The organism is Pantoea sp. E2023-21, from assembly GCF_051302795.1.
GTDB lineage: Bacteria > Pseudomonadota > Gammaproteobacteria > Enterobacterales > Enterobacteriaceae > Pantoea > Pantoea ludwigii_A.
This window is the reverse complement of record NZ_CP195344.1, coordinates 3,377,375-3,402,988: the sequence shown is the minus strand read 5'-3', so window position 1 is coordinate 3,402,988 and position 25,614 is coordinate 3,377,375. Positions and strand designations below refer to the sequence as shown.

At 57.6% G+C, this 25,614-nt stretch carries 16 protein-coding genes; 5 read left to right on the top strand and 11 right to left on the bottom strand.

The genetic code is table 11. The features are described from left to right. Nucleotides 1–106: 106 nt before the first annotated feature. From hmsP to bcsE, 4 genes are all read right to left on the bottom strand, one after another. A complete protein-coding gene (gene hmsP, locus ACRQ84_RS15980; protein ID WP_483817942.1) occupies nucleotides 107–2,119 on the bottom strand; it encodes a biofilm formation regulator HmsP in 2,013 nt (670 codons plus the stop codon). Between the two features lie 230 nt (nucleotides 2,120–2,349). After that, nucleotides 2,350–3,981 carry a cellulose biosynthesis protein BcsG gene (gene bcsG, locus ACRQ84_RS15975; protein ID WP_483816567.1) on the bottom strand — a complete coding sequence of 544 codons (1,632 nt, stop codon included), beginning with the start codon at nucleotides 3,979–3,981 and terminating at the stop codon, nucleotides 2,350–2,352. Next, nucleotides 3,974–4,162 (bottom strand): cellulose biosynthesis protein BcsF, encoded by a 189-nt coding sequence (locus ACRQ84_RS15970; protein ID WP_064738189.1) that lies wholly within the window; start codon nucleotides 4,160–4,162, stop codon nucleotides 3,974–3,976. Before ACRQ84_RS15970 ends, bcsG begins: the two co-directional genes overlap by 8 nt. Beyond that, complete coding sequence (gene bcsE / locus ACRQ84_RS15965; RefSeq protein WP_483816566.1) at nucleotides 4,159–5,709, bottom strand: cellulose biosynthesis protein BcsE; 1,551 nt, start codon at nucleotides 5,707–5,709, stop codon at nucleotides 4,159–4,161. The genes ACRQ84_RS15970 and bcsE overlap by 4 nt, the downstream gene beginning before the upstream one ends. A gap of 142 nt (nucleotides 5,710–5,851) precedes the next feature. On the opposite strand from bcsE, the gene bcsR reads away from it, so the two are divergent. Genes bcsR through ACRQ84_RS15940 form a run of 5 tightly spaced genes read left to right on the top strand, consistent with a single transcriptional unit; the run spans nucleotide 5,852 to nucleotide 14,889 of the window. Continuing rightward, on the top strand, nucleotides 5,852–6,046 hold the full coding sequence (gene bcsR / locus ACRQ84_RS15960; protein ID WP_483816565.1) for a cellulose biosynthesis protein BcsR: 195 nt from the start codon (nucleotides 5,852–5,854) through the stop codon (nucleotides 6,044–6,046). Then, nucleotides 6,046–6,777 (top strand): cellulose biosynthesis protein BcsQ, encoded by a 732-nt coding sequence (gene bcsQ / locus ACRQ84_RS15955; protein ID WP_483816564.1) that lies wholly within the window; start codon nucleotides 6,046–6,048, stop codon nucleotides 6,775–6,777. Before bcsR ends, bcsQ begins: the two co-directional genes overlap by 1 nt. Continuing rightward, complete coding sequence (gene bcsA / locus ACRQ84_RS15950; protein WP_064738193.1) at nucleotides 6,774–9,377, top strand: UDP-forming cellulose synthase catalytic subunit; 2,604 nt, start codon at nucleotides 6,774–6,776, stop codon at nucleotides 9,375–9,377. The genes bcsQ and bcsA (ACRQ84_RS15950) overlap by 4 nt, the downstream gene beginning before the upstream one ends. 9 nt (nucleotides 9,378–9,386) lie before the next feature. Further along, nucleotides 9,387–11,678: a cellulose biosynthesis cyclic di-GMP-binding regulatory protein BcsB gene (gene bcsB / locus ACRQ84_RS15945; protein ID WP_483816563.1), complete on the top strand. Its 2,292-nt coding sequence runs from the start codon at nucleotides 9,387–9,389 to the stop codon at nucleotides 11,676–11,678. Continuing rightward, nucleotides 11,671–14,889, top strand: coding sequence for a cellulose synthase subunit BcsC-related outer membrane protein (locus tag ACRQ84_RS15940; protein WP_483816562.1), 3,219 nt, complete (start codon nucleotides 11,671–11,673; stop codon nucleotides 14,887–14,889). The genes bcsB (ACRQ84_RS15945) and ACRQ84_RS15940 overlap by 8 nt, the downstream gene beginning before the upstream one ends. A gap of 17 nt (nucleotides 14,890–14,906) precedes the next feature. Here the strand turns inward: ACRQ84_RS15940 and ACRQ84_RS15935 are convergent, their stop codons facing one another. The 7 genes from ACRQ84_RS15935 to bcsA (ACRQ84_RS15905) all read right to left on the bottom strand — a co-directional run bounded on the left by ACRQ84_RS15935 (nucleotide 14,907) and on the right by bcsA (ACRQ84_RS15905) (nucleotide 25,583). Then, entirely contained in the window at nucleotides 14,907–15,209 is a 303-nt protein-coding gene (locus ACRQ84_RS15935) for a BrnA antitoxin family protein (protein ID WP_064738196.1), read from the bottom strand. After that, nucleotides 15,196–15,489, bottom strand: coding sequence for a BrnT family toxin (locus ACRQ84_RS15930; protein ID WP_064738197.1), 294 nt, complete (start codon nucleotides 15,487–15,489; stop codon nucleotides 15,196–15,198). Before ACRQ84_RS15930 ends, ACRQ84_RS15935 begins: the two co-directional genes overlap by 14 nt. 251 nt (nucleotides 15,490–15,740) lie before the next feature. Continuing rightward, nucleotides 15,741–16,745, bottom strand: coding sequence for a family 8 glycosyl hydrolase (locus ACRQ84_RS15925; protein WP_483816561.1), 1,005 nt, complete (start codon nucleotides 16,743–16,745; stop codon nucleotides 15,741–15,743). 9 nt (nucleotides 16,746–16,754) lie between these two features. Next, nucleotides 16,755–17,201 carry a cellulose biosynthesis protein BcsD gene (bcsD, locus tag ACRQ84_RS15920; RefSeq protein ID WP_064738199.1) on the bottom strand — a complete coding sequence of 149 codons (447 nt, stop codon included), beginning with the start codon at nucleotides 17,199–17,201 and terminating at the stop codon, nucleotides 16,755–16,757. After that, nucleotides 17,201–21,004: a cellulose biosynthesis protein BcsC gene (locus tag ACRQ84_RS15915; protein ID WP_483816560.1), complete on the bottom strand. Its 3,804-nt coding sequence runs from the start codon at nucleotides 21,002–21,004 to the stop codon at nucleotides 17,201–17,203. Before ACRQ84_RS15915 ends, bcsD begins: the two co-directional genes overlap by 1 nt. 11 nt (nucleotides 21,005–21,015) lie before the next feature. Next, nucleotides 21,016–23,481 (bottom strand): cellulose biosynthesis cyclic di-GMP-binding regulatory protein BcsB, encoded by a 2,466-nt coding sequence (gene bcsB / locus ACRQ84_RS15910; RefSeq protein ID WP_483816559.1) that lies wholly within the window; start codon nucleotides 23,479–23,481, stop codon nucleotides 21,016–21,018. Then, nucleotides 23,478–25,583: a UDP-forming cellulose synthase catalytic subunit gene (bcsA, locus tag ACRQ84_RS15905; protein WP_064738202.1), complete on the bottom strand. Its 2,106-nt coding sequence runs from the start codon at nucleotides 25,581–25,583 to the stop codon at nucleotides 23,478–23,480. Before bcsA (ACRQ84_RS15905) ends, bcsB (ACRQ84_RS15910) begins: the two co-directional genes overlap by 4 nt. Nucleotides 25,584–25,614 lie beyond the last annotated feature (31 nt).

Genomic DNA, 25,614 nt, shown 5'->3' with positions numbered 1-25,614 from the left:
TCCCCTAACATTCCTTACAAAAGTTACAAAACTCTAACTATGAACTGAAACGCTTCAGCTTAGCGCTTCGCTACAATTTTGTAAGGAAAATCAATAACCAAGGTGATTATTCAGGGAGTTGCGAGCGTTTGAGCCAGCGTTGATTGAAGACGTTAAGTGGCAGCGCTTCAGCGTATAGGTAGCCTTGCCCTATAGTAATTCCGCGCGCCAGCAGCCAATCGCGCTGCTCGGCGGTTTCAACGCCCTCAGCAATCACGTCGAGGTGAATGATGTCGGCAATGGCCGCCACAATGCGCACCATGGTGTCATCATCCGGCAGCGCGGCAACAAAGCTGCGATCCATTTTCAGCTTATTCACTGGCAGCGCTTTGAACTGATGCAGATAGTTGAGGTTGGAGTAGCCCATGCCGAAGTCGTCGAGTGCAACGGCCACGCCGGTTTGCTGCAGCGAACGCAGCAGCGCAATCGCCTGCTCGGCATCGCCAATCTGTGCGGTTTCGGTGATTTCCAGCACGAAATTGCCCGGCGCAATGCGATGGCGCTCAAGCAAGCCCTGCAAATGGCTAACCATGCTGGCATCACGCAGCTGCACCGCCGAGATATTAACGCTGAGTGGAATGTTAATTCCCTGCTTCTGCCAGCCAGCCAGAATGCGGCAGGCCTCTTCAAACACCCAGCGACCAATCGCCGAAATCACGCCAATCTCTTCGGCGCTGGCGATAAACTCTTCCGATAAACCGTAGCTGCCATCCGGCATGCGCATGCGCAGTAGCGCTTCGGCACCGGCCAGCTCGCCGGTTTCCATGTTGATTTGCGGCTGCAGATAAAGGGCAAACTGCTCGTCCTGCAAGCCTTGCAAGATGTCGTGCTCCTGCGTTAAACGCTTTTGCGCACGCTCGGTCAGCGCCGGATCGAAGAACAGAATCTGATTTTTGCCCTGATGGCGCGCCGACATCATCGCCGAGGTCGCGCGATCGAGCTGTTCGCTGGCCGAGATGCTGTTCTCTTCGTGCAACGCCAGGCCGATACTGGCATTCGGACGCAGCTGCAGCTGTTGCAGGTTAACGGGCTGATTGATACGAATCATCAGATTGCGCGCCAGGCGCATGGCACGGAATGGATTGTGCGCGCGCTTCATCAACAAGGCAAAATCGCTGGGACCGGTTTGTGCCAGCAGCGAGTGATCGTCTACGGTACTGCGAATCTTCTCAACCAGCGTCAACATCAGCGTATCGCGCTGTTCATCGCTCAGTACGCCGTTGGCTTCCTGCAGCGTCTCAATGCGAATCACCATCAAGCCCCACGCCTGACGATTATGGCGATGGCTCATATGCTGTTCGAGGAGTGCCAGGAACAGCGCGCGGTTGGGCAGATCCGTGACGGCGAAATGGGTCGTCATGCGGCTCATTTCGTCATGAATTGACTCCAGCACCTGCTGATTGCGATTGTAGCTGCGAATCAGCATACCGATTTCATCATCGCGATGGTTATTCGGCAGCGTCATTTTGTGGGTCAGAATCGCCTGCGGCGGCAGCTCCTGTAAATCACGCGAGATATCGCGCAGCGGATGCACAATCAAACGATTGATACACCAACTAATGGCGATTGAGAGAATCAGCGCCAGCAGCAGATAGGTGGTGATCATGGTCGACAACGTACTGAGCAGGAACTGATAGACGCGCGAAGAGTCAGCCTGCAGCACCAGATAGGCAATCGGCTTCGGCAAGCCCGATCGCTCCACCGAATAGAGCGGCAGCGTGATTTGTACCGGCAGCTCAAACAGGCGCGCTACCCAGCGCGGCACCGGTTTTTCTGGCGCGAAATCGGCGTGCAATGCCTGGAACGCGTTCGGTAGCACCACATCGGCGCGCGATAAAATACCGGCCGGTTTCAGGGTATTGAGGATGCGCTCGGCTTGCGGAATATCGGCTTTCAATACCGCATCGGAGAGCGGCTGACGCACGGTGTGCGCCACATTTTCCATTTGTTGGGCGTAGTCAATCCTGCGCTGCTGCACAAAGTGAAAGAGCTGGATGACAATAAAGATGCAGATGGTCACCATCGCCACGGCGGACACCGTCGCCATCTGCTTTATCGTTAGAGAACGACTGACGCGCAACAAAACTTCTCCAGGCCATTAAAGGCGTGTAATGAGATGAAATTCGCAGCGAGTATATCCCAGTTCACGCGTTTTTTTCGCCGGGATAAAGGCGAAAAATAGGCAAGTTTGGTTATTTGCGCAGCGATTCGGAATTATGCAGGTGATAAAAGTGCAGGGATGTGTAGCGGCGCGATTTATCGCGCAATAAATTGCGCCGCTACGGCAGATGAAAAATTTGAAATCGATACTTACTGCGGATACGCCACCCAATCGCCGCCGTTCAGGCGGATCCACGGCTTGCCCTGATACATAATCACCACCGCGTTATCGTTCTCCGACACCACCGGCGACTGCGGCAGATTATCGGTCAGCACCGACATATTGACGTTCGGCGCGTTAAACACCTGGCCATCCACCACGCGCGACACGATTTCAGAGATTGCCATCAGGCTGGTTGGCGTCTCGACGCTGAGCGGCTGACCCTGGTGCGGCGCTTTCATGCCAACAAACTTGATGCCGACCGGCACATGGGTGATATCCGGGCTGGGGATGTCACGTAAACCCGACATCTGCATCTTGTCGCCCTGCAGCGCCGCACCGTGTTCCGGCACCACCAACACCATCACGCGGCGGCCCGATTTCTCCAGATTGGTCAGGAAAGCATCGAGCTGATCAAACAGCACTTTGGCGCGCGGCTGCCAGTCCGCGCTGCGCGTGCTGCCCAGCTCGCGCGTCCCGTCATGCAGCGGAATCAGATTATAGAAGGTCGCGGAGCGCGCATCGCTGCTCTTGCTACGATCGTCGAGCCAGCGCTGCATCAGTTGCGCATCATTAAATACCGGCGAGCCATCAAACGACGTCACTTCCGGCGCAATGCCGGCCTGTGACATCAGCGGTGCTTGCAGATTGCCCTCTTCGCGCAGTTCTTTGAGATAGTTACCAAACACGCCGGTGTGATCCATCATCAGTTGCTGCCTGAAGCCAAGCCTGGCCAGATTATCAAACAGATAGCAGCGCTGATCGGTGGCTTTATACAAATCGCTGTGCGAACTCTGGCCGCAGCTGGCGCGCAACAGACGAATCCCCGCCGGACCGCTGTACCCGGTAGCGGAGTTGTAGTTGTTGAGCAGAATATCGAAGTGCTGCAACAGCGGATGATTACGCAACTGCGCAACATTCAAATCTGACCATGATAGCGAACAGATGTTGATCACCAGAATATCGAATGGCTGCGAATCGGCTGGCAATGCGTCTGGGAAGTGCGTAGATCGCTGACGCTCGGCGTCGTAAAAACGGTTGAGCCAGGCGGTCAGATTGGCGCTGGTGGGCGGCGCGGATTGGTCGAGGCCATCTGGCGCTTTCGCCGCCGGCGTAGCATTGAGCTTCACCGTCGGCGTTGCCGCGCTGCTCGGCAATAAATTCATCGCTGGTCCGGCGATCGTTAGCACATTGAGCCAGATCAGCATCAGCGACACCAACACGGTGACGCGAATCCACTGCGCGACAAACAGATACAGCACCAGCAGCACAAAGCCCGCGCCAATCATCTCCCAGTTGATAAAGCGATTCGCAAGATCGAGCAGATAGCTGGGCGAGAAGCCCGCCAGCTGGCTGCCCTGGCTCATGATCGAATTGAGGCCCGGCAACCAGGTATCGTGCCAGAACAGCGCAAAGCCCATCGGCAGCGAAATCCACTGGCGCAGGCGATGCAGCCGCGCGCCCGGCAACGGGATCAGCAGCCACGCCAGAAACACCAGATTACTCAGCGCGTGAAAATTGAGGTAGCCGTACCACAGCAGCGCAAACTTGATCAGAAAATAAAAGTTCCAACCACCAAGGCCGCGCCACCAGGCACCGTGCATCGTGAATCTGTTATCCATGTTTATCCGTTTTTTTCACTTTACGTTGCCACAGCCCTTCGGATTTCAAAGCGCGGGTCGGCAACAAACGCAGCAGCGGATGGGTGCTGCTGCGCGTGAGCCCGCGTCCAAACAGTGACTTCAGGAGCAGCAAAATCAATAACAGCAAGATCGCCACCTGTACCCAATCCATCAACGTCATGAGTGTCCTACTCCATCAAGGTTGAGGGTAATCGGCTGCGGCGTTTGTGCGCCGCGAGCCGGTGCGGCTGCATTCTCGCTGGCAGGTGCGGCGACAAGGGGATCAGCTTGCACATCACGCTGTACCACCGGCGTGAGTTGGCGAATGTTGTCCGCCTCCGAAACGATCTGATTGTCTTCAAACCAGACAATGCGGTTGCTAAACAGCTCATCGTGCGGCAGAGAGAAGATCGATTTGAGCGCGATATCCAAATCATTAAATCGGCACGAAGAGAGGAACAGATAGAGGCGGTCGTTTACCAGCGTCACCAAATCGCCAAAACGTCGTGGTTTGCACAACGTCAGAATCTGTTCGGGTTTCAGTTGCGGTACCGGACGCAGCGCCACCATTAACCCTTTGTCATTTTCCGGCAGCAGCGTGTTGCTCATTAGCTGCTGCACCGCCGCACAAAACGGTTCCAGCGGCAAATAACCTCTCTGCTGCAGTGGCTGAAGCGCCTGCATCAGGGCGTTGAGATTGGCGGGTACATGCCGCGAGAATTGCTGGCCCTGTATTCCCTCCAGCGTGGTCAGAAAGCGCGACAAACTGGCCGCCGTCGGCACGATGGCATTTACGCCACAGGCCAGCAGCAAACGCTCATCACTGTAGCGCAGCGTGGTACTCATTTCGCGTACCACCATCTTTAGCGCACTACCGCGTGAACGCCGCAAACTATGGACCATCTTCGCTAGCGTATTCATGTCTTGATTATGGGCCAGGCTAAAGATGACGGTTGCCGCGTTCGCCTGCTGGGCGCGCGAAAATACGCTTTCATTGTCACTAAATAATTGCCACTGCACAGAAAGCGGTGGCGCACCTTCCAGCACACCTTCATGCGCCAGGAATTGGTTTTCATCGTTGCGGCTTAATGGAATATGTTGTTCCGCTTCATTAACGGCAATAAATTGATTGTCGACATAACTCAAACGGATTGCGCGATCGGCCAGTAATTTATTGGCGGCGTACCACCAGTTAATTCGATATTGCCAACTGTCCTGCTGAAATTCTAAATGTGCGAGACCATCAAGCTGGCGAAAATAAGCTTGCAGATGATTACGCAGGTGAATAATTGCTGTCCCAGACGTGATCATTAACAGCGTGATTTGTTTTTGCGTTAACAAACGGCGTATGCGCTTAAGCCAAATAGCCAGCTCATCCTGCGATAATTTCCCCCACAACGCGGCATTACTATAAAACAGCACTAAACCACTGCGGCTATTCAGCACGCGGGAAAAATCACTCTCTAGCCGTTTTAAACTGGTTTTATTGGCCGGCAGCGAAAATAACGGCATGCGCGCCGGACCGCCAATCGGATCGGGCGTTAGCAGCGCCTGCGGTTTCTCGTCGGCGCTGACAAGCGTAGCGGCATCTTGTTGGCTAACCACCTGACGCAGCAGTGCTCGTGCATCTTCCTGACGCTGGCTGGTAATCCAGTAAAACCCTGGTTTCTGCAGGGTATTTAATTCCTGCTGAAGCTGTTGCAGGCCGAGCGCATAGTGATTTTTCATCTTTTATTCACGATCGATACATTCCAGGCTAGTTTAATCTAGACGGCGCCGATGGGAACTGCTGAAATAATATTTTGGCTCCGACTTTACAAAAAATAGAACCACAATTCATCCGTTGTCGAATTTGGGTGGCAAAAAAGTAATGAAACATGAAAATGCCTTTTCACCGATCGCAATCAAGGCTGAAGAACACGATGATATTAATGCGTTGAGTGACGCCTTTTCTCTCAACGCATTTCGCTACATCGATATAGCCCGCGAAGCACGCCTGAATACCATTATGGCGCGCTGGCCGTTGCTGCGTGAAATAAGCGCGGCACAGGAGAGTGATCGTTAATGCCGGTTATTGCCCTTCAAGGACTACGCGGCGGCTGTGGCGCCACGGCCCTCAGCGCCGCGCTCGGCTGGGCGCTCAACGCGCTGCAGCAATCGGTGCTGGTTATCGATTTTTCCCCGGTAAATCAGCTGGCTGCCCATTTTAATATGCCACTTGATCGTCCTCAGGGCTGGGCGCCCGCGCTGTGTGAACAACACGCGTGGCAACAGTGCGCACAGCGCTATCAAGCGGGGCTGGATTTTCTGCCGTTTGGCGCGCTAACGGCGCAACAGCGCGCCAGCATCAACACTATCGACGCAGCATTTGCCGCACCGCTGCTGCACGCATTGCCGGTCCTGAAAGCGCACTACGACTGGATTATTTTTGACCTCCCCGCGGATCTATTGCCGTGGCAGCGATCCGTTGTTGCCGTCGCCGATCGTCTGCTGCAGGTGCTGACACTGGATGCCAACTGTCAGTTGCGTCTGCATCACACCCGCTTTTCCCCGCACACGCTGTTCCTGATCAACCAGTTCAACGCCAACAGCCAGCTACAGCAGGATCTGCACCAGCTGTGGATAAGTTCGCTGAAAAACCTGATTCCGCAGGTGATTCATCGCGATGAAGCGCTGGCGGAAGCGCTAATGATGAAACAGCCGGTGGGCGAATATCGGCCACATGCGCTGGCCAGTGAAGAGATCAACACGCTGGCCAACTGGCTGCTGCTGCACGTGGCGGGAGGCGCAGCGTGAATCCATTACGCTGGCTGCTGATGCCACAGGCGTGGCAGGCGCTACAGCGCCGCGCTCAGCTGGCGCATCAGCATGGCGCGGGCCGCTTCACCATCGCGCTACATCTCATGTGGTGCGTGCTCGCCTGGTCGCTGTTGCGGCTGGAAACACCCAGCTGGCAGCGCATCCTGCAGCATCGTCAACGTTACTACCCGCAAATTTCGCCGCTGCGCCCGCGCCCGCTGGATGCGCTACGCTACGCCACGCAAAGCCTGTGGCTGATGCTGGTATTACCGCTTGATAAGCGCACGCGCAAAGGTTTCAGCGTCAAGCCGCTGTTGCGTTGGCGTGAGCCGCTGTATCAGTGGCTCGGCGCGCTACCGGCACGGCTGGAACAAACCCGTTTTGCTCAGCGCAGCGAACAACGTATTCAGGCGCTGCCAGCGTGGTTGCGCCAGCTGCTGTTTATCGTGGCGGCGATTGTCGCCAGCCTGTTGGCGCTGTTGTGTATCTCGCAACCTTTCGGCATCACCACGCAATTCGTCTTCGTGCTGCTGCTATGGGGATTGGCGATGCTGGTGCGTCGCGTGCCGGGCCGCTTGTCCACCATCATGCTGATCGTCTTGTCGCTGACTATCTCCTGCCGTTATTTGTGGTGGCGCTACACCGAAACCCTCAACTGGGACGATCCGCTCAGCCTGACGTTTGGCCTGCTGCTGATTGGTGCCGAAACCTATGCGTGGGCGGTGTTGGTGCTGGGATATTTTCAGACGCTGTGGCCACTCAATCGTCAGCCGGTTTCGATGCCACCGGACATTACCGCGTGGCCGAGCGTCGATATTCTGGTGCCGACCTACAACGAACCGCTCAGCGTAGTGAAACCGACCCTCTATGCGGCGATGGGCATCGACTGGCCGCAGGAGAAGCTCAACATTTATCTGCTGGATGATGGCACACGCGAGGAGTTCCGCGCGTTTGCCGCCAGCATTGGCGTCAATTATGTGGTGCGCCCTACTCACGAACACGCCAAAGCGGGCAACATCAACCATGCACTGAAAGCGGTGTGCCGTAGCGAATATGTGACGATTTTTGACTGTGACCATGTGCCGACCCGCTCGTTCCTGCAGCTGACGATGGGCTGGTTCCTGAAAGATCATCGGCTGGCGATGTTGCAAACGCCGCACCACTTCTTCTCGCCCGATCCGTTCGAGCGCAACCTCGGTCGCTTCCGTCAGACGCCTAACGAAGGTTCACTGTTTTATGGCCTGGTGCAGGATGGCAATGATACCTGGGATGCGGCGTTCTTCTGTGGCTCCTGCGCGGTGCTGCGCCGTACCGCGCTGGATCACATCGGCGGCATTGCGGTAGAAACCGTCACCGAAGATGCGCACACCTCGCTGCGCCTGCATCGCCAGGGTTACACCTCAGCGTATATTCGCATTCCGCAGGCCGCGGGTCTGGCCACCGAGAGTCTATCGGCGCATATTGGCCAGCGTATCCGCTGGGCGCGCGGCATGGTGCAGATTTTCCGCCTCGATAACCCGCTGTTCGGCAAAGGGTTAAAGCTGGTGCAGCGCCTGTGTTACGCCAACGCCATGCTGCACTTTCTCGCCGGGATTCCGCGCCTGATCTTCCTGCTGGCACCGCTGGCGTTTCTGCTGTTCCACGCCTACATCATCTATGCACCCGCACTGGCAATAGCCATCTACGTACTGCCGCATATGCTGCACACCAGCCTGACCAACTCACGTATTCAGGGCCGCTGGCGTCATTCGTTCTGGAGCGAAGTGTATGAAACCGTGCTGGCGTGGTACATCGCGCGGCCCACTACGGTGGCGCTGTTCAATCCGCACAAAGGCAAGTTCAACGTCACCGCCAAAGGCGGTTTGGTGGCGGAACGTCATCTTGACTGGGTGATTACCAAGCCGTACATGATGCTGGTGTTGCTGAATATTGCCGGTATCGGCATGGCCTTCTGGCGTATGGCTTACGGTCCGGCCAACGAAATGCTCACCATTTGGGTCAGCCTGGTCTGGGTGCTTTACAACATGATTATCCTTGGCGGCGCGGTGGCGGTTTCCGTCGAAGCACGTCAAATCCGCGAAGCACATCGTGTGGAGATCGCCATGCCCGCCGCCATCGCGCGTGAGGATGGACATATGGTGCCCTGTACACTGCGCGACTACTCCGACGGCGGCGTGGGCGTTGAGTTGCGCGAGGCCGATGCGTTGAAAGAAGACGAAACTGTGTCGCTGCTGCTGCGCCGTGGTCAGCAAGAGTTCAGCTTCCCGTGTCAGGTGCAGCGGGTGTTTGGCCGTCGCGCCGGGATTCGCCTGCATCAACTCACCACGCGCCAACACATCGAATTTATTCAGTGCACCTTCGCCCGCGCCGACACCTGGGCGCTGTGGCAGGACGGCTTCCCGGAAGATAAACCGGTGCAAAGTCTGGCCGACATTATGGTGCTGGGTTTTAAAGGCTATCTGCGTCTGGCCGAGTATGGGCCTGCACCACTACGCCGTTTATTCCGTGCGCTCACCGCGCTGGTGAGCTGGCTGGCGACGCTGCTGCCGCAGCGTATTGCGCGCCAGCCTGCGACGATCAATACCGATTTCACTTAAGTTGACGATATGACCATGACGAGAAAACTGAGTTGGTTCACCGCGCTGCTGCTGGGCTGCGTATCTCTGGCGCAGGCCGCGCCGCAGTCCAATGGGGGGATGAGCGCACCCCAGCCGCTGCAGGAGATGAACGCGCTGGTCGATGCCAACGCACCGCTGCGTGATAGTCAGCTGGTGTTTAACCAGGTCGCACCGCCGCCGGGCAGCATGACGCTGCGCGGTACCGTACCGAGCAGCCAGATTGAGTTCGGCGTGCGCAGCGATGAAGTGGTGACGCGCGCGCTGCTGAATCTGAGCTATCGTCCCTCGCCGGCGCTGATTCCGACGCTGTCGCAGCTCAAGGTCTATCTCAACGACGAACTGGTGGGATTGGTTACTGTCACCGCCGATCAGCTCGGCAAAGAGAATCAAACGCAAATTCCCATCGATCCACGCTTTATTAGCGATTTTAACCGCGTGCGCCTCGAACTGGTTGGTCACTACGCCAACGTGTGTGAAAACCCGGCCAACAGCACCATCTGGCTGGATATCGGCAAAGCCAGCCAACTCGATTTGACGCTGCAAAAGCTGCCGCTACAGAACGATCTGTCGCATTTCCCGGAGCCGTTCTTTGATACGCGCGACAGCCGTCCGCTGCAGCTGCCAATGGTGTTCGATGCGCAACCCAATTTGTTGCAACAGCGTGCGGCCGGGATTCTGGCTTCCTGGTTTGGCAGCAAAGCGCAGTGGCGCGGACAATCCTTCCCGGTGCTGTATAACCAGCTCCCCAACGATCAGCATGCGGTGGCGTTTGCCACCAACGCGCATCGTCCCGACTTCCTGAAAGATTTGCCGCCGGTGGAGAAACCGACGGTGGAAATGGTGAATCAGCCGGACAATCCGTACGAGAAGATGCTGCTGATTCTCGGTCGGGATGACAACGATCTGTTGACCGCCGTCGAAGGCATTGCCCAAGGTCAGCTACTGCTGCGCGGCGACAGCTCAACCATCGACAGCGTGAAACTGCTGGCAGCCCGCGAGGCTTACGATGCGCCAAACTGGGTACGCACCGATCGCCGCACCACCTTTGCCGAGCTGACGCAGTATCAAAACCAGCTGCAGGGCGACGGCTTGCAGCCAAATCCGATTAGCCTGACGCTGAATCTGCCGCCGGATCTGTTCCTGGTGCGTGCGCGCGGCATTGATATGGACCTGCGCTACCGCTATACCTCGCCGATTCAGCAGGATGGTTCGCGCCTGGCGGTGCATCTCAACAACCAGTTCATGCAGGATTACCCGCTGACGCAAAAAGATACCGCCGCTCAACAGCTGATGCACATTCCGCTGATGCAGGGTTTGCAGGACAGCAATCGTCAGCTGACCATTCCGGCACTGCGCCTCGGTGTCGTGAATCAGCTGCGCTTCAACTTTGATTACGCCAACACCTTTATTGGCGGTACCGCCGATGGCCGCTGCGAAACCGTCACCGCGGTGGGACATCACGTGGTTATCGACGATACCTCAAGCATCGATTTCTCCGGCTATCGTCATTACATCGAAATGCCGTCGCTGGGTGCGTTCGCCAACGCCGGTTTCCCTTACAGCCGCTACGCCGATCTGGCGCAAACGCTGGTGCTGGTGCAGCCGAAGCCGGGTAAAGACGAAGTAACCACTATGCTGAATGCGCTGGGCAGCATCGGCGCGCAAACCGGCTATCCCGCGTTGCGCGTGCAGATGAGCGATGACTGGAGCAAGGCGAAAGCAACCGATGCCGATGTGCTAATGATCGGCGGCATTCCGCAGGATCTGCAGGACGATACGAAGATCCCGCTGCTGGCCGATGCCGCACGCAGTTGGATCAGCATGCCCGCGCGATCAAATGCGGCGGCTAACGTGCCGGTTTCCGCCAGCGAACGCGCAGTGGAAAGCCAAACCACCATCAGCTCACGCGGGCCGATGGGCGCCATTATCGGCTTCCAGTCGCCGTTCAACGATCAGCGTAGCGTCGTGGCGCTGCTGGCCGACAGCCCGCGCGGCTGGGAATTGCTGAATAACGCGCTGCTCGACAGCGGCAAACGCGCGGCGGTGTTCGGTTCCGCCACGGTGATCCGTGAATCAGGCGTGAACAGCGTGCGCGTCGGCGACACCTATTTCGTTGGTCACCTGCCGTGGTGGGAGCGCTTATGGAATCTGCTGGCGACGCATCCGGTGTGGCTGGCGATTTGCGCGGTCGTTGTCGTGGTGCTGTTTGCGCTGATGGCCTGGCGCTTGATGCGCATGGTAAGCCGTCGCCGTCTGGCCGAGCTGGATGACGATGAATAAGCTGCGGCTGGGATTACTGATTGGCAGCACGCTCGGGGCATGGGCAAGTTCGATTGCCGCGCCAATCGGTCCACAGGTTGCGCCGGTTGAGTGGCTGCTGATGCAGATTCGCACCGGCGAATCGACCAACAAACTCGATCTGGTGCAGCAATCGTTGTATCGGCTGGAGAAAATCGATCCGGATAATCCGCAGGTGCTGGCGGCGCAAATCCGCATGGCGCTGCGTCAGGGCGATCAGGACAAAGCGCAAAAACTGCTGGATGAACTGCAGCGCGTGGCATCGAATGCTGCCGCCACGCACGAATCCGCAGCCGGATTGCGTCTGGTGACCACGGAAGGTCGTCAACAGCTGCAGCAGGCGCGATTACTGGCCACTGCCGGACACCTCGCCGACGCCAAAACCGCGTGGGATGCGCTGTTCCACGGCGTGTTCCCGGATGTGAATACCGAGTTGGAGTATTGGCGACTGGTGGCGCGTCTACCCGGCCAGCAACCGCAGGCGTATCAACAGTTGCAGGCGCTGGAGCTGCGCTATCCCGGCAACATCGGCGTAGAACTGCAGCTGGCGCGCATGGCGTTTGATAACAATCAGCCAGGAGAAGCCTTCACGCAGCTGCGCCGTCTCGCGAATCGTAACGGCGGACGCGATGCCGCCTCCGAGCTGTGGCTGCAGCAAATCCAGAATCAGCCGGTGAGCGAGCGTAGTGTCGCCAGCCTGCAGCAATATCTGCAAACCTTTACCGAAGGCGATGCCCAGCAGCGCGGTCAGCAAGAGCTGGCACGTCAGCAAAAAATGCTCGCCGATCCGGCGTATCGTCAGCGTATGCAGGGCTTAGCGCTGGTGGATGCCGGCGGCGGCGCGGATGCCATTGCCGCGCTTAATGCGGCGCTAAAAGCCAATCCAAACGATGCTGAACTGATGGGCGCGATGGGCCAGGCGCAGGCGCGGGCCAACAATCGCACCGCCGCTATTCGCTGGCTGGAGAAGGCGATTCAGGCCGGCCAGGCCAGCACGCAAATCGGCAAGTGGCAGTCACTGCTGCAAACCAGCCGTTATTGGCTGGCCATCAACAACGGCGATGCGGCGTTGAAAAACGGCGATATGGCCGCGGCAGAACGCTATTATCGCGGCGCGCAAGCGTTGGATAATCGTGACAGCTGGGCGTTAGTTGGTCTCGGCGATGTGGCGCAGGCGCGGAAAAACAGCGCTCAGGCAGAAAACTATTGGCAGCAGGCGCTGCGGCTGGATCGCAGCAATAGCACGGCGAAAAGTCGTCTGGTACAGCTGCGCACCGATGCGCTGATGGCCGAAGCCGATGCGCTGGCGCAACAAGGCCAATGGCATCAGGCTACGGAGAAATATCGCCAGCTGGCGCAGGCGAATCCCGATGATATCTGGCTGGCTTATCGACTGGCTGGCGCGCTGCGCAATGGCGGCGAAGAAACTCAGGGTGCGCAGATCATGGACGCAATGGTGCGCCAGCATCCACATGAACCGGCAGCGCTGTATGCATCTGCGTTGTGGCTGGCTTCCGTCGACCGCGATGATGCCGCACTAACGACCTTACATCGCCTGCCCACCGCGCGCTGGGACAGCAATATGCATGAGTTGGCCAACCGTCTGGAGCAGAAGAAAGTATTGGCGCGCGGCGAAGAGGCGCTGGATCGCATCGAAGCACAGTTGGCGTTGCACCGCACAGCGGAAGCGCGCCGCTCGCTAGAAACCTTACCAGCGAGCGTGGCACGGCAAAGTGTAAACAGCGGTCGGCGCGTGGCGCTCGCCTGGCAAAACAGTGGCGATGCAGTTCGTGCTCAACAGATTTTTGCTGAGCTGAAAACCCAAGCGGCGAAACAAGCCCCATCACAGGAAAAAGCGCTGGTGTACCGCGACGCGGCGCGGCTGGAAACCCAGCTGCACCAATCCGCACAAGCGCAGCTGGATTATCAGCTGGCGATGGCTGCAAGCGGCATCAGCCCGGATGTGCCGCAGGATAGCGATCGTTATACGGCGTTAACCCGCAATCAGGTGCAGGATAACTGGCTAAAACGCAGCATCCGCAGCGACGCCGCCGATCTTTATCGCCAGCAAGACACCACTTTCACCCTCGAGCAGGATTACTCGCGCAATAAAGGCAACGGCGGCACCTCCGATTTCACCGCACACACCACCATGATGCAGGCGGAAACGCCGCTGGCAGATGGGCGTAGCTTTGTGCGCGTAGATCATGTGCTGGTTTCAGCGGGCACCTTCTCCACCGAGAACGGCAGCCACAGCGCGCAGTTCGGCAGCTGTAATGATGACAATTCCGGCGGTTGTCGCCGCGACTTTACGCAGCGTGATGAAGGCACCGCGCTGGGCGTGGGCTGGCATAACGATCGCTGGTCGGCAGATCTCGGCACTACGCCGCTCGGCTTTGAGACCCGCAACTGGGTCGGCGGTGTCAGCTGGAAAACCGACGTCAATGACATTGGCCTGACGTTCACTGCATCACGGCGACCGATCTCCAGCTCGCTGCTGGCGTACGCAGGCGCACGCGATCCCGCGGCTAACGGCGGCAAAACCTGGGGCGGCGTGGTCGCAACCGGCGGCGCGCTGGGGCTGAGTTATGATCAAGGCGGCGCGCATGGCGTGTGGGCCGATCTCAGTGCGCATCAACTTAGCGGTGAAAACGTCGCGGATAACAGCCGCGAACGCCTGATGGCGGGTTATTACTACAAGCTGATTAATCAAGACAATCGCCGCGCCACCGTTGGCCTGAACAGCATGCTGTGGCATTACCAGAAAGACCTCAGCGACTATACCTTCGGCCAGAGCGGCTATTACAGCCCGCAGCAGTATTTCTCGCTGTCGCTGCCGGTCACCTATCGCCAGCGCTTCGACAACTGGTCATTTGACCTCGGCGGCTCGGTTTCCTGGTCGCAATCGCATACCGATGGTCAGCAGCGTTATCCGGTCAATCCGGGCTTTGCGCTGGCGTCGAATCCCACCTCAGACAGCAGCTCGGGAAGGGGGTTTGGTTATACGCTGCAGGCGCTGGTGGAGCGCCGCATTACGCCGCATTGGTCAGTAGGATTGGCGATGGATATTCAGCAGGCGAAGGATTACACCCCGAGCCACGGTTTGATTTTTATGCGCTATTCTATGTCCGGCTGGAACGGCGATATGGACATGCCTCCGCAGCCGCTCACGCCGTATGCGGATTTTAAATAGTAGTGGCCGTGAGGCTGCTACTTACTTTGTAACTCACGAAGCATAGCTGCCCGCAATATGGCATTTAAACGCGTCTGATACCCTTTTCCCGGCGCTTTCAACCACTCAAGCACATCTGCATCAATTCTGACTGAAGCCTGCGTTTTAATCGGACGGTAAAATCGCCCGCTGGAAGATGTGTTCCAAAACCCTTCGGCTAAAGGCTCAATTTCACTGCAATCAATCTCGCAATCTGGTTTTTGACTCAGCGCTTCCAGCTCAGATAAATGTTTATCGGTTAACGCCGGTAATTCGCTACGTTTAACTCTAACCTTGCTCATAACGCCTCCTCTCATTGCGCGTGGCAGGACGTGCACTGATGATTCGCATAATCTCGGTGCCCTGCTCAAAACGGACCGTGTGTGCCACCAATATAACGATGTGTCCCATAACACTACCTATCGATTGCCAGCGATACTCGCCATTCTCGTAACGATCCTGATTAGATAAATGAAAAGGATCGTCAAATATTCGCACGGCAATTTCAAAGCGAATGCCATGCTTGCGGTAATTCGATTCCGCTTTGCTGAGATCCCACTCGAATTCAAGTTCCGTATACATTTTACCATACACTTTTGTCTATACATTTTAGCATGACAAATTTGCATAGACGCTAATGGGCGTGCATTGATCAGATCCCTACAATGAAGGATTAAACGTGCATTGAAATGAGATTCAGACAAAGGCCGTAATAGATTTGAAATGAAATAAATGGCGGTAAAGCGTATAGGTCGCCATGAATGGCGACCCTACGGATGAAGTGCAGTTTTTTGTAGGGTCGCCATTCATGGCGACCAGGTCAAAGATGAGACTTAACGCTTCTCCTGATACGCCATCCAGGTGAGCAGCTGCAGGCTGGCGGAGAAGTAGTTTTGATCCGCTGCCAGCTTGTCGTTGAGATACTGAGTTTGATTCAGGGTTAAATCGCGCACCGCGATCAGCCCGCCTTCCATATTGTATGGCGCGGGGGTGTTGCCCAGCACATCATACCAGGCGGGCGTGGTCATGCGCGCCGAACCTTGCCACAGGCGCTGGAATGGCACCAGCCGCAGGCTTTGCGGATCGTACCACCAGATGTTCAGCGGAATACGGATCGCGTCATAGCTGAAGCGGTTAGAGTAGCCGACCGCCGGTGCCACCGAACCATCGGCATTCAGCGCCACCCAATCGAGCGGCAGGCCGGTTTTGCCGAAGTGCATATCACTCAGCAATACCATGCCGTCATCAATCAGCTCATTCCAGATGCGCAGATGGCTGTGCTCGGCAAACTCTCGCCAGGCCTCGAACAGGAAATACGACGGATTGAGCACCACATAGCTGGTTTTATTGAAACCCTGCGCGCCCGGCAGCATCACTTTATGCCCGCCGTAGCTGATCACATTCAGCTTCACTATCGCACGCTGAATCCGGTCGGACGCCTGTTGGTAATCACCGCCCCACTTCTGCGCTGCACGTTGCAGCGCCCAGGCAATCAGCACATCACCATCGGACGCGTTATTTTTATCGGCAATCGGATCGGCAGCGCCTGGCGTGTAGCGCCAGTAGAACAGCTCATTCTGCGGATTGCGTAGATGGGTGCGCGTCCACTGCCACAGCTGATCGAAGGTGGCACGATCGTCATGCGCCACCGCCAACAACATGCCGTAGCCCTGGCCTTCGGTGTGGCTAACGTTGTTGTTTGCCGTATCACTGATACGGCCATCGCTGTCCATAAAACGGCTTTTGTAAGTACTCCAGCCATCTGCAGCTGCCTGAGCGCTAAAAAACATCACCATGAAACACAGCATCCATTGACGCCAAAACCGCATCACTCTCATTACAGCATCCTATTGATATCGATAGTGCAGCGTGCCGCCGTCGTTCTTCTCAAGCGTTACCGGTACCGTCGCGCTGCCACCTTGTGCCTGCAGCCACTGCGCATACACGCCGGCTAACACCGCGCTTAATGCCAGCTGCCAGCGTTCAACACCCACATTGCTGTCGCCCTGAGGCAACGCATAGTGCTGAATCAGAATGGCATTCTCCTGCGGCTGTAATTGCACAAAGCCCCAGTTAAATCGCGCCAGTTGCAAATTCATTTCACGCTCCAGATCCTGCACGGTGCGCGCTTCTGGTAAAGGATAGCGCGTTGCCAGCGATACGCCGACCCCGTTGAGGAAGCCTTCTGCTTCCTCGCCCGCGTTGTCCAGCATGCTTTCAATCATCGCGCTCACCAGATCAAACCAGCCCGGCTGATGCGGATGGCTGACGCGTGCTGCCACTTGTTCACTCATTAGTAATCTCCGAACAGGTAACGGAAGTACAGATTGGCTGTGCTTTCGTTGTAATCGCCAAAGGTGTCGTAGCCTAACTGACCGCCCACGGTGACATCTTTGTTAATCTTGTAATCCGCACCGGCATGCAGGTTGTAGCCAATGCCGTTTTTGCTGTCGCCGCTGTAAACCGCATTCTGCACATAGCCTTGATCGGCCAGACTTTGCAGTTGCGCCTGCAACGACGGATTGTTAGGGAAGTAGTCGCTCTTATCCTGACTGTAGGATTGATAACCCACCGAACCGCCGACATTCACTTTCAGATCGTCAAACTTGCGGCTGAACTCGATGGGGAACGACACCGACGCATAGTTCTGCGGGCTGAAGTAACCGCCCTGACCATAGCTGAAGTAGCTGAGGTTTTTCGAGTAATCCATCCACGACAAACTCATGCCGACTTTCAGCTCGCGATCGTCAAGGTGATACGGACGCACATAGGCACCCGCCGTGGCCTGCACGCTGTTGTTGCTCGCCACGTTTTCGCCGATATAGCTGTACGCCCCGCCGCCGACGTAGAAACCGGCATCGCCGTTGTCATAGCTCAGCAAGGCGTTACCGCCGTTTTTGGTGACGCGACCCCAGCGTTTACCGCTGGTTTTGTCTTCGACGCCGACATACGACAGCAGGCTGTCGGTCATCGCGCGGCGTTCACCGGTGAGGATCAGCGTCAGGAAGTCGGTCAGCTTCGGCGACCACTGCACGCCGCCCACCAGCGTACTCAAGTCCTGGCCGAGCGGCGTGCTGCCGATGTCGATTTTGTAGCTGTCGCCCTTCAGCGCCATGTTCAGCTCCACGCCGGTCGCCGATTGCGAATCAGTAGAGGAGTTAGGTACATCATCAATTTTCGCGCCACCTGCCGCCACCACTTTGCCCTGTTCCAGCGCGTTGGTGCCGAAACGGCGCCATGCGTCGCCACCCGCGCTGCCTGCGGTGAGGGAAATCGGCGTCATGGTGAAATCGAAACGCGATTCGCCAAACGGCACGGTGGAGAAGGTCAGTGGCGCTTTGGCTTCGGTCAGCTTGCTTAAACCCGATTCGCCATCGCGTCCACGCACCTGCATTTGCCCCTGCACCCAGGTGCCGGTTTTCTCTTGCAGATCATCCATCATGTTGTCGATTTGGCGCAGCGTCTGGCTCTGCTGCACGGCAGGCGTGTTGCTCGCTAGCGTCACGCCTGCGGCGCTGCTGGTGGCCGCCGGTGCCGACTGCCACGGCATCACCGCGCCATAGCTGGATGGCGTGCGTCCCACTGGCGAGGTGCCGCGATTGATAAACGGATTGTCGGCTAATGCCAACCCGCCAACGCTCGGCACGCTGCCCGTTTCTGCGCCTTGCAGACCAATCAGCTGACCGCGCGCGGTGCGCAAATAGCTCATCGCCTGGCTGTGTTCGCCGTTGGCTTCGGCCACGCGGGCTAACAGCAGCAAGCGATCCGGCGACTGCTCATTGCGCAGGCCGCGCGTTAAGGTATTGGCTTTGTTGACGTCATTCTGTGCCAGCGCCACGTTGATAGCACCGGTACGCGCGTCCTGGGTCGCGGTGTCCTGCGTCATCAGGTAGTCGTAAACTACGCCGGCTTCTTTGTTCATCTTGCCGGACTGATACAGTCGCGCCATGGCGAACATCAGATCGCGGTTCTGCGGATCGTGCTGTAGCGCGCCCACCAGCTTGTCATAAGCGGCGGCATACTGTTTCTGCTCACGCAGACGATCCACTTCGTTAATGACATAGCCGTTGCGAATGCCCGCCAGCTGCGTTGGCGTGCTGCGTGCCTGCAGTTCTGGGCTGCTGAGGAAGCTCTGCGCTTCAGTGTTGAGACCGGCCTGATTCAGCACCGCCACCTGCGCAGCGTAATCACCGGCGTTACCCTGAACGCCACGCTGCAGGTTGCTGCGCACCACGGAAACCGCAGTGGTGAGATCGCCCGCTTTCGCCAGCTTTTCTGCCAAATTACCGGCATCAACCGGATTAGCTGGCGGTGTTGCTGCCAGCGCACGCAAGGTGTTGGCCGCCGCCGCATTCGAACCCTGCGCCAGATACTGATCGGCGGTGGCCATCTGCAGATTGAAGTTCACACGCTGCGCCAGCTCGCGCATAGCACTGTTCTTGCTGCCGTTAGGAATGCGCGACAGTAACTGGCTCGCCTGCTGCCAGGCGCCGCTTTCGCTGGCATTTAACGCGCCCGCATAGAGTTCCGTGGTGCTGGCGCCGCTACGCAGGGTTGGCTGCATGATATTTGCCGCCATCATGCTATTGCCCTGTGCGCGGTAGAGTCGCGCCAGATCGAGACGCAGCCAGCCATCATTGGGATAGCGCTGAATGCCGCTGGTTAGCGTGGCAATCGCCGCGCTGTTATTGCCCGCCGCCACTTCACGCCTGGCCTGCGCACGAATCGGATCGGTGCTGCTGCCGCGTGGTGCCACGCTTTGACGCACGCTATCAGGCAGTGATGCCAGCAGCGTATTCGCTTCAGCGCTCCGGTTTTGCTGGCGCAGCACATAGAACAGGCCTTCTTTGGCGCTACGATTGTCTGCATCGCTTTGCAGGATGGCGCGGTAAGTTTGCTCCGCCTGATCGAGCTGATTGCTGCGACGCTGCACGTCAGCGCGGAACAGTTTGGCAGATACCCCTTTCTCGCCTTCGGCTTGCGCCAGCGGCTCGCTCAGCGCCAACGCCTGCGCGCTGTCGCCATTTTTCAGCGCCTGCTGCGCGGTCGCTAGCTGCGCGTAGAAGCGCGCATCGGCGGCCTGTTTCTGGCGCGTATCGCTCTGATCGCCACCTAATTGCGCCGCGCGCGTCAGGTAATCCGCCGCCTCGGCATAACGTCCGGCACGCTGGGCGACATAGCCCATACCGGCTAATGCATCCGCATCTTGCGGGTTGGCTTGCAGCACTTTCTCAAAATTGTTTTGCGCGTTGCTGACGTCACCGCTGTTAAGCGCGGTAAAGCCCGCGCCCTTCTCGGCGCCGCCGACGTTTTTACGGTAGTAATCCAGCACCGCGTTGTCTTGCGGATGGCGCTGTTGCCAGGTTTGGTACAGTGACGCATCCGATGCCTGCGGACCAAGCCACAGCAGCGCCTGACGCAACGATCGGTCGGCTTCTTTATTCCCGTCAGCCAGACTACCGAGCACATCAATGCCCTGACGGCGTGTCGATTCCTGATAGGTCAATGCTTTACCCAGCGCCAGTTTGGCGCCGGTATCCTGCGGGTGATCGGCAGAGAACTGACGCAGCGCTTCTACGGCCTGCGGCAGCAGCGAACGATCGCCCGCCATGGTCAGATAATATTCGGCTGCCACGCTCGGCGGCGGCTCGTTGCCGCTGAAAGTATTACGCCAGGTTTGCAGCGACGCCGCGATGTTGCCGCTGCGTGCCTGCTGGCGTGCCAGCTGCAGCTGCGCCTGCGGGATCGTTTGCAGCTGGCGCGCGTTGTCCAGCTCGCTGAGATGCGGATCGTTCGGCGACGCCGCGCTCAGGCGCGCACGCCACTGTGCCGCTTCCGCCGTGCCACCGCTCTGCTGCGAATAGAGCGCCAGCAGATACAGCGCCTGGGTGTTGTTCGGCTCAACCATCAGCACTTTCTGCAGCGACGCTTTTGCCAGATCGTCATGCGCTTTCTGATGCCAGTAAGCCGCCTGATCGAACAGCGCCTGCAACGCAGGATTGCTACTCTCCGCCGCCAGCAGCGGCTGAGAGAGCGTCAGTGCCCCACCCAGAATCAGGGCAGAACGAATACCGGCACTTAACAGGTGTTTTTTCATTATTTTAATCCTTACTTCTTGCCGGACTTGCTATCAACTTTTGGGTTGAGACGACGCCACGCATGACGTTTCAACATCACCCAGGCACCACCGCCGACCAACGCTGAAAGCAGGAATGCCGCCAACGCCATCAGCACCGAGTGCTGGTTGGCATACCACACCACCATCATGTACCACGGCATTTCGCCGCTCGGGAATTGCGGGCCGACGCGGAAGCTACGAATGCCGTTCTCATCGGTGATGATGGCGGTATCGCCGCGAATACCGGCGTTGATGCGCGCAGAATTCAGGTCTTCATGCAGGCGCAGCAGTTGCTGATCGCTGGTCGCCACCGTCATCACCACCAGACGATCCGGGTTCCACGGTGAGCGATAGCTGACAAAGCCGCGCCACGCTTCGTTAGACGAGAAGTAACGATCGGCATCTAATTGCTGACGATACCAGTCGCCGGTCAGCCAGCCGCGCAGCTTGTCCCAGGTGTTCGGCTCTTTCACGCCCAGCGTATTGCCGCTGGTTTCATACGGCGTGTTGGCCAGCATCGTCTGGTTGAAGTCGTTGTTCTGCGTGGTGCTCACCGCCAGCAAATCGCTCTGCTGCACACGCGCCATATGGGTGCCGCCCTTCGGCAGGCCAAACAGCACCTGGTTCTGCAGCAGCGGCACGCCGGTGGCGTTACCGGCGCGTGACGCCATATCCAGCAGCGTGGCGATCTCCGCATCACTCGGTTTTTCTGGCAGCAGCAGCGTGGTTTGCGAGAAGTCCGCCAGACGTGAGAATGGGAACGAGGCGCCGACAAAGTAAGAGAGGTTTGGCAGCATGGTGAAGTGGCGCGTATGGCTCAGATCGATCCACGAATCCTCTTCAATGCGGCTCTTAATGTTGTTGTTCAGCAGCACGCCGCACGGTGCGTCCGCCTTCGGTTTGATGTTGAAATAAAGCGCCAGTTGGTTGTCACCGTAAATCAGGTACGGCTCAAGCTTCAGGGTGTAATGCTCCTGACGCGCATCGCCGCCCAGCCGATGCCAGGCGCTTTCCAGCAAGCCGACTTTGTTAACCGTCAGGTTGCGCAGGAAAGTGCCGTTAATCGTCACGTTAAGGAAGGAGTTGTTTTCGTCAATCCAGCTTTCTGATGGGAAGCGATAGTGCAGCTCCACCGGAATGGTGTCGCCATCCCACATAAACAGATCCGGCGCGGCGCGGAAGTTAACGCGCAGCGCATCGTGCCAGATGCCGGTAGTGGTTAGGCTCTGATCTTTACGCAGCAGTTCGCTCAGGCGCACCGGACGCGTGGTGTTGATCCAGCGTGGCGCGTCGTAAGGTTTACGCACGCCAATCGGCTGCGGCTGCACGGTGAGGCTGTTAGCATCGGTGGCCAGCGGCTGCGTGGTTAAGCGGTTGGCGGCCTGACGCAGTTGATCGTCGTTCGCGCCAACAACCAACAGCAGTTTATAGATCGGATTGTTGGGATTATCGATCACCTGCAACAGCGGACCGTTGGTCGCTGGCAAGGTCACGGTGCCAATCTTATCGCCCGGATGGCCGATCAGAATGCCGTTGTGTTCAGGCAGATCGCCGCGCACCACCGGGAAACGGATGCCACGATAATCCGACTGAATGCCCATCCACGATGCCACCAGCACAGCCGCGCTGATGCTATCCGGCGCGACATTGGCGGCAAAGCCAAAGGTGACGCTGGCTGGCGTCATGCGCTGCGCATCGATAAACGGACGCGGGAAGTTGCGCAGACTGGTGCCAATGTTCAGCTGCTGGCCTTCAAGGCTCAGCGTGGTTTTGGGCAAAATGGTTACCTGATACTGCTGCGCGCTCTCTTTCTCACACAGCAACTTATCGGCATCGTTAATCTTGAAGCTGAGGTTGTTACTCGCCACCACCATCGCCGCGGGAATATCCAGCTGGTAGTCGCTGACATCGCTGTCGCTGGAGCCGAGCGGCAAGGTGCCAAGCGGCTGACCGTTGAGCATCAGTTGCAGCGAAGTGTTACGCGCTGCCAGTGCCGCCGAGACGCGCAACGACAGATTGAGGCGCGCGTTGGTGATCACTTCATCGCCTGGCAGCGTAAACACGATGCCGGATTGCAGCTGACCGCCGGTGAGCGTAATGCCGCGCGGCTGGCCCATCTGCGCCACCGAAACAGTGCTGCTGATCGGCTGGTTGAGCAGCGTCACAGAAGAGGTGTCTGGCATTTCCGCCGGTGCGGTTGGCGTAACCGTTGGCAGCACCCTTTCTGGCGCTGCCTCAGGCTCTGCTGGCGCAGCGGTTTCCGCTGGCGCGTACGGAGCAGCGCCTGCCGCCTGTTGCAGCTGCTGATCGGCTGCGCTTTCAATGCCTTGCGGTGGCGGCACATCAGAGAGTACAGAGCTATCCTGAGTGACTGGCGGGGTTTCGGCCCACGCTGGCGCGAGCAGCAGCGCCGTTGCCAGCGAACTTGCCAGCAACGTTTGCGTCAAATTCTTCATGCAGCGCTGTCCTCTTTTACCGCGGGCGGGTTGTCACGCTTACGCTTCTCACGGCGATCTTTCCAAGTCAGCCAGAACAGCTCAAATACGGTACGAATAATGGTGCCCAGTGAAACCAGCGGGTTGTCCTGCTTGTACTCGGGCTGAATCCACGCATCGGCACGCGCCAGCACCACGCGCACCAGCTCACGGCGGCGCGACAGCGGCATATCGCCAAAGCGCAGACGAATACTCTCTTCATCGCCGGAGATTTTACTGACCGGAATAGTGATGGTGCCCGATTTCAGCAGCAGATCGATCTCTTCGATTTCATCCTGCTCGTGCCGATTGTCCGGCGCATCCAGCTGCGCGCCGCCCATCGACAGATCGCTGGTTTGCGTGCGTGAAGAGATGCCGCTGGCATAGTGAATCACTGCCGGGATTTGCACCTCGATACGGATGGTTTTGCGCACCTGCTTGGTTTCACGCGCCACGGCAATCGCCGCCATCAGGATAATCAGGCTGAACACCGCCCAGCCAACGTTAAGCGCAATAACGTAAGGATCGACACCAAAGTAGTCATGCGCGGTGGCGCGCACCACGCCAGCGATAATGCCAATCGACAGCAGCACCGCGACAATGACGTGTGGACGCACAATGTGGAAGTCGAAGAACCCCTGATCGAGTAAGCCACCTTTATCCGTTACGTTAAATTTTCCGCGCTTGGGTGCCAGCATGGTCAATAGCGTTGGGATAATGAGGTGGAAGCACATCACGGTTTCGTAGATTTCGCCCCAGAAGGTGTAGCGGAACTTGCCGTTCATGCGCGAGTTGACGTAAAGCGACATCACCAGATGCGGCAAAACGTAGGCGAAAATCAGCGATGCCGACGAGTGAATAATGTTCAGGTTAAACAGCAGGTACGCCAGCGGTGCCGTCAGGAACGCCACGCGCGGCAAGCCGAACTGGAAGTGCAGCATGGCGTTGAGATAGCACAAACGTTGCTGCCACTTCAAACCACGACCAAACAGCGGGTTATCGACGCGGAAGATCTGCGTCATGCCGCGCGCCCAGCGGTTACGCTGCACTACGTGCAGGCCGAGACGTTCCGTTGCCAGACCAGCGGCCAGCGGAATCGCGAGGAAGGCGGAACCCCAACCAAGGCGCTGCATTTTCAGTGCGGTATGTGCATCTTCGGTCACGGTTTCCACGGCAAAACCACCAATCTCTTCCAGCGCGCTACGGCGTATCACCGCACAGGAGCCGCAGAAGAAGGTGGCATTCCAGTTATCGTTACCCTGCTGGACCGGGCCGTAGAACAGCGAACCTTCATTCGGGATACTGCGCGCCGCGCGCAGGTTACGTTCGAACGGATCCGGTGAATAGAAGTAGTGCGGGGTTTGCAACAGCGCCAGCTTCGGATCTTTCAGGAAGGGACCCACCGTTGCCTGCAGGAAAGTGCGTGTGGCCACGTGATCGCAATCGAAGATGCAAATCAGCTCACCTTTGGTGATCTTCATGGCGTGGTTGAGGTTACCGGCTTTAGCGTGACTATTGTCGTCACGGGTGATGTAACCCACACCCACATCGGCGGCAAATACCGCAAACTCGCTGCGTTTGCCGTCATCCAGCAAATAGACCTTCAGCTTGTCACGCGGGTAATCGATACACTGCGCCGCCAGCACGGTATCACGTACCACGTCGAGGCTTTCGTTGTAGGTCGGCACGTAGACGTCAACCGTCGGCCACAGGCGGGTATCATCCGGCAAGGGTTCGATGGTGCGTTTTAATGGCCAGGTCGTTTGCAGGAAGCCGAGAATTAAGATCAGCCAGACGTAGAGTTCAGCCAGATATAAGCCGATACCCAGAATCGCTTCAATCTCTGAATTAAACTGCAGCGTCGCGGTGGTGCGCCACCAGATATATCGAGTCGACATCAGCGCAGAAAGGATAACCATCACCACGGTTATTTTTCGGCTCTTGCTGAAGCCCAATAAAAACATCATCCCGATGCTGATTAAGCCAAATATATATTGCTTCTGGCTGTCCATAGGCGTGATGACGATTACCGCTGCTACCGGTGCAAGCACCAGCAGCAGCAGGTAAAATCCGAGTTTACTCATGATTCACCCTGAAGGAGCTGTATTGTTTTTA

Excerpts from the sequence above, each read along its gene's own strand:
- bcsG (WP_483816567.1), bottom strand. The coding sequence starts at position 3,981 with ATGGATAACAGATTCACGATGCACGGTGCCTGGTGGCGCGGCCTTGGT.
- ACRQ84_RS15970 (WP_064738189.1), bottom strand. The coding sequence starts at position 4,162 with ATGACGTTGATGGATTGGGTACAGGTGGCGATCTTGCTGTTATTGATT.
- bcsE (WP_483816566.1), bottom strand. The coding sequence starts at position 5,709 with ATGAAAAATCACTATGCGCTCGGCCTGCAACAGCTTCAGCAGGAATTA.
- bcsR (WP_483816565.1), top strand. The coding sequence starts at position 5,852 with ATGAAACATGAAAATGCCTTTTCACCGATCGCAATCAAGGCTGAAGAA.
- bcsQ (WP_483816564.1), top strand. The coding sequence starts at position 6,046 with ATGCCGGTTATTGCCCTTCAAGGACTACGCGGCGGCTGTGGCGCCACG.
- bcsB (WP_483816563.1), top strand. The coding sequence starts at position 9,387 with ATGACCATGACGAGAAAACTGAGTTGGTTCACCGCGCTGCTGCTGGGC.
- ACRQ84_RS15940 (WP_483816562.1), top strand. The coding sequence starts at position 11,671 with ATGAATAAGCTGCGGCTGGGATTACTGATTGGCAGCACGCTCGGGGCA.
- ACRQ84_RS15935 (WP_064738196.1), bottom strand. The coding sequence starts at position 15,209 with ATGAGCAAGGTTAGAGTTAAACGTAGCGAATTACCGGCGTTAACCGAT.
- ACRQ84_RS15930 (WP_064738197.1), bottom strand. The coding sequence starts at position 15,489 with ATGTATACGGAACTTGAATTCGAGTGGGATCTCAGCAAAGCGGAATCG.
- ACRQ84_RS15925 (WP_483816561.1), bottom strand. The coding sequence starts at position 16,745 with ATGAGAGTGATGCGGTTTTGGCGTCAATGGATGCTGTGTTTCATGGTG.
- bcsD (WP_064738199.1), bottom strand. The coding sequence starts at position 17,201 with ATGAGTGAACAAGTGGCAGCACGCGTCAGCCATCCGCATCAGCCGGGC.
- ACRQ84_RS15915 (WP_483816560.1), bottom strand. The coding sequence starts at position 21,004 with ATGAAAAAACACCTGTTAAGTGCCGGTATTCGTTCTGCCCTGATTCTG.
- bcsB (WP_483816559.1), bottom strand. The coding sequence starts at position 23,481 with ATGAAGAATTTGACGCAAACGTTGCTGGCAAGTTCGCTGGCAACGGCG.
- bcsA (WP_064738202.1), bottom strand. The coding sequence starts at position 25,583 with ATGAGTAAACTCGGATTTTACCTGCTGCTGCTGGTGCTTGCACCGGTA.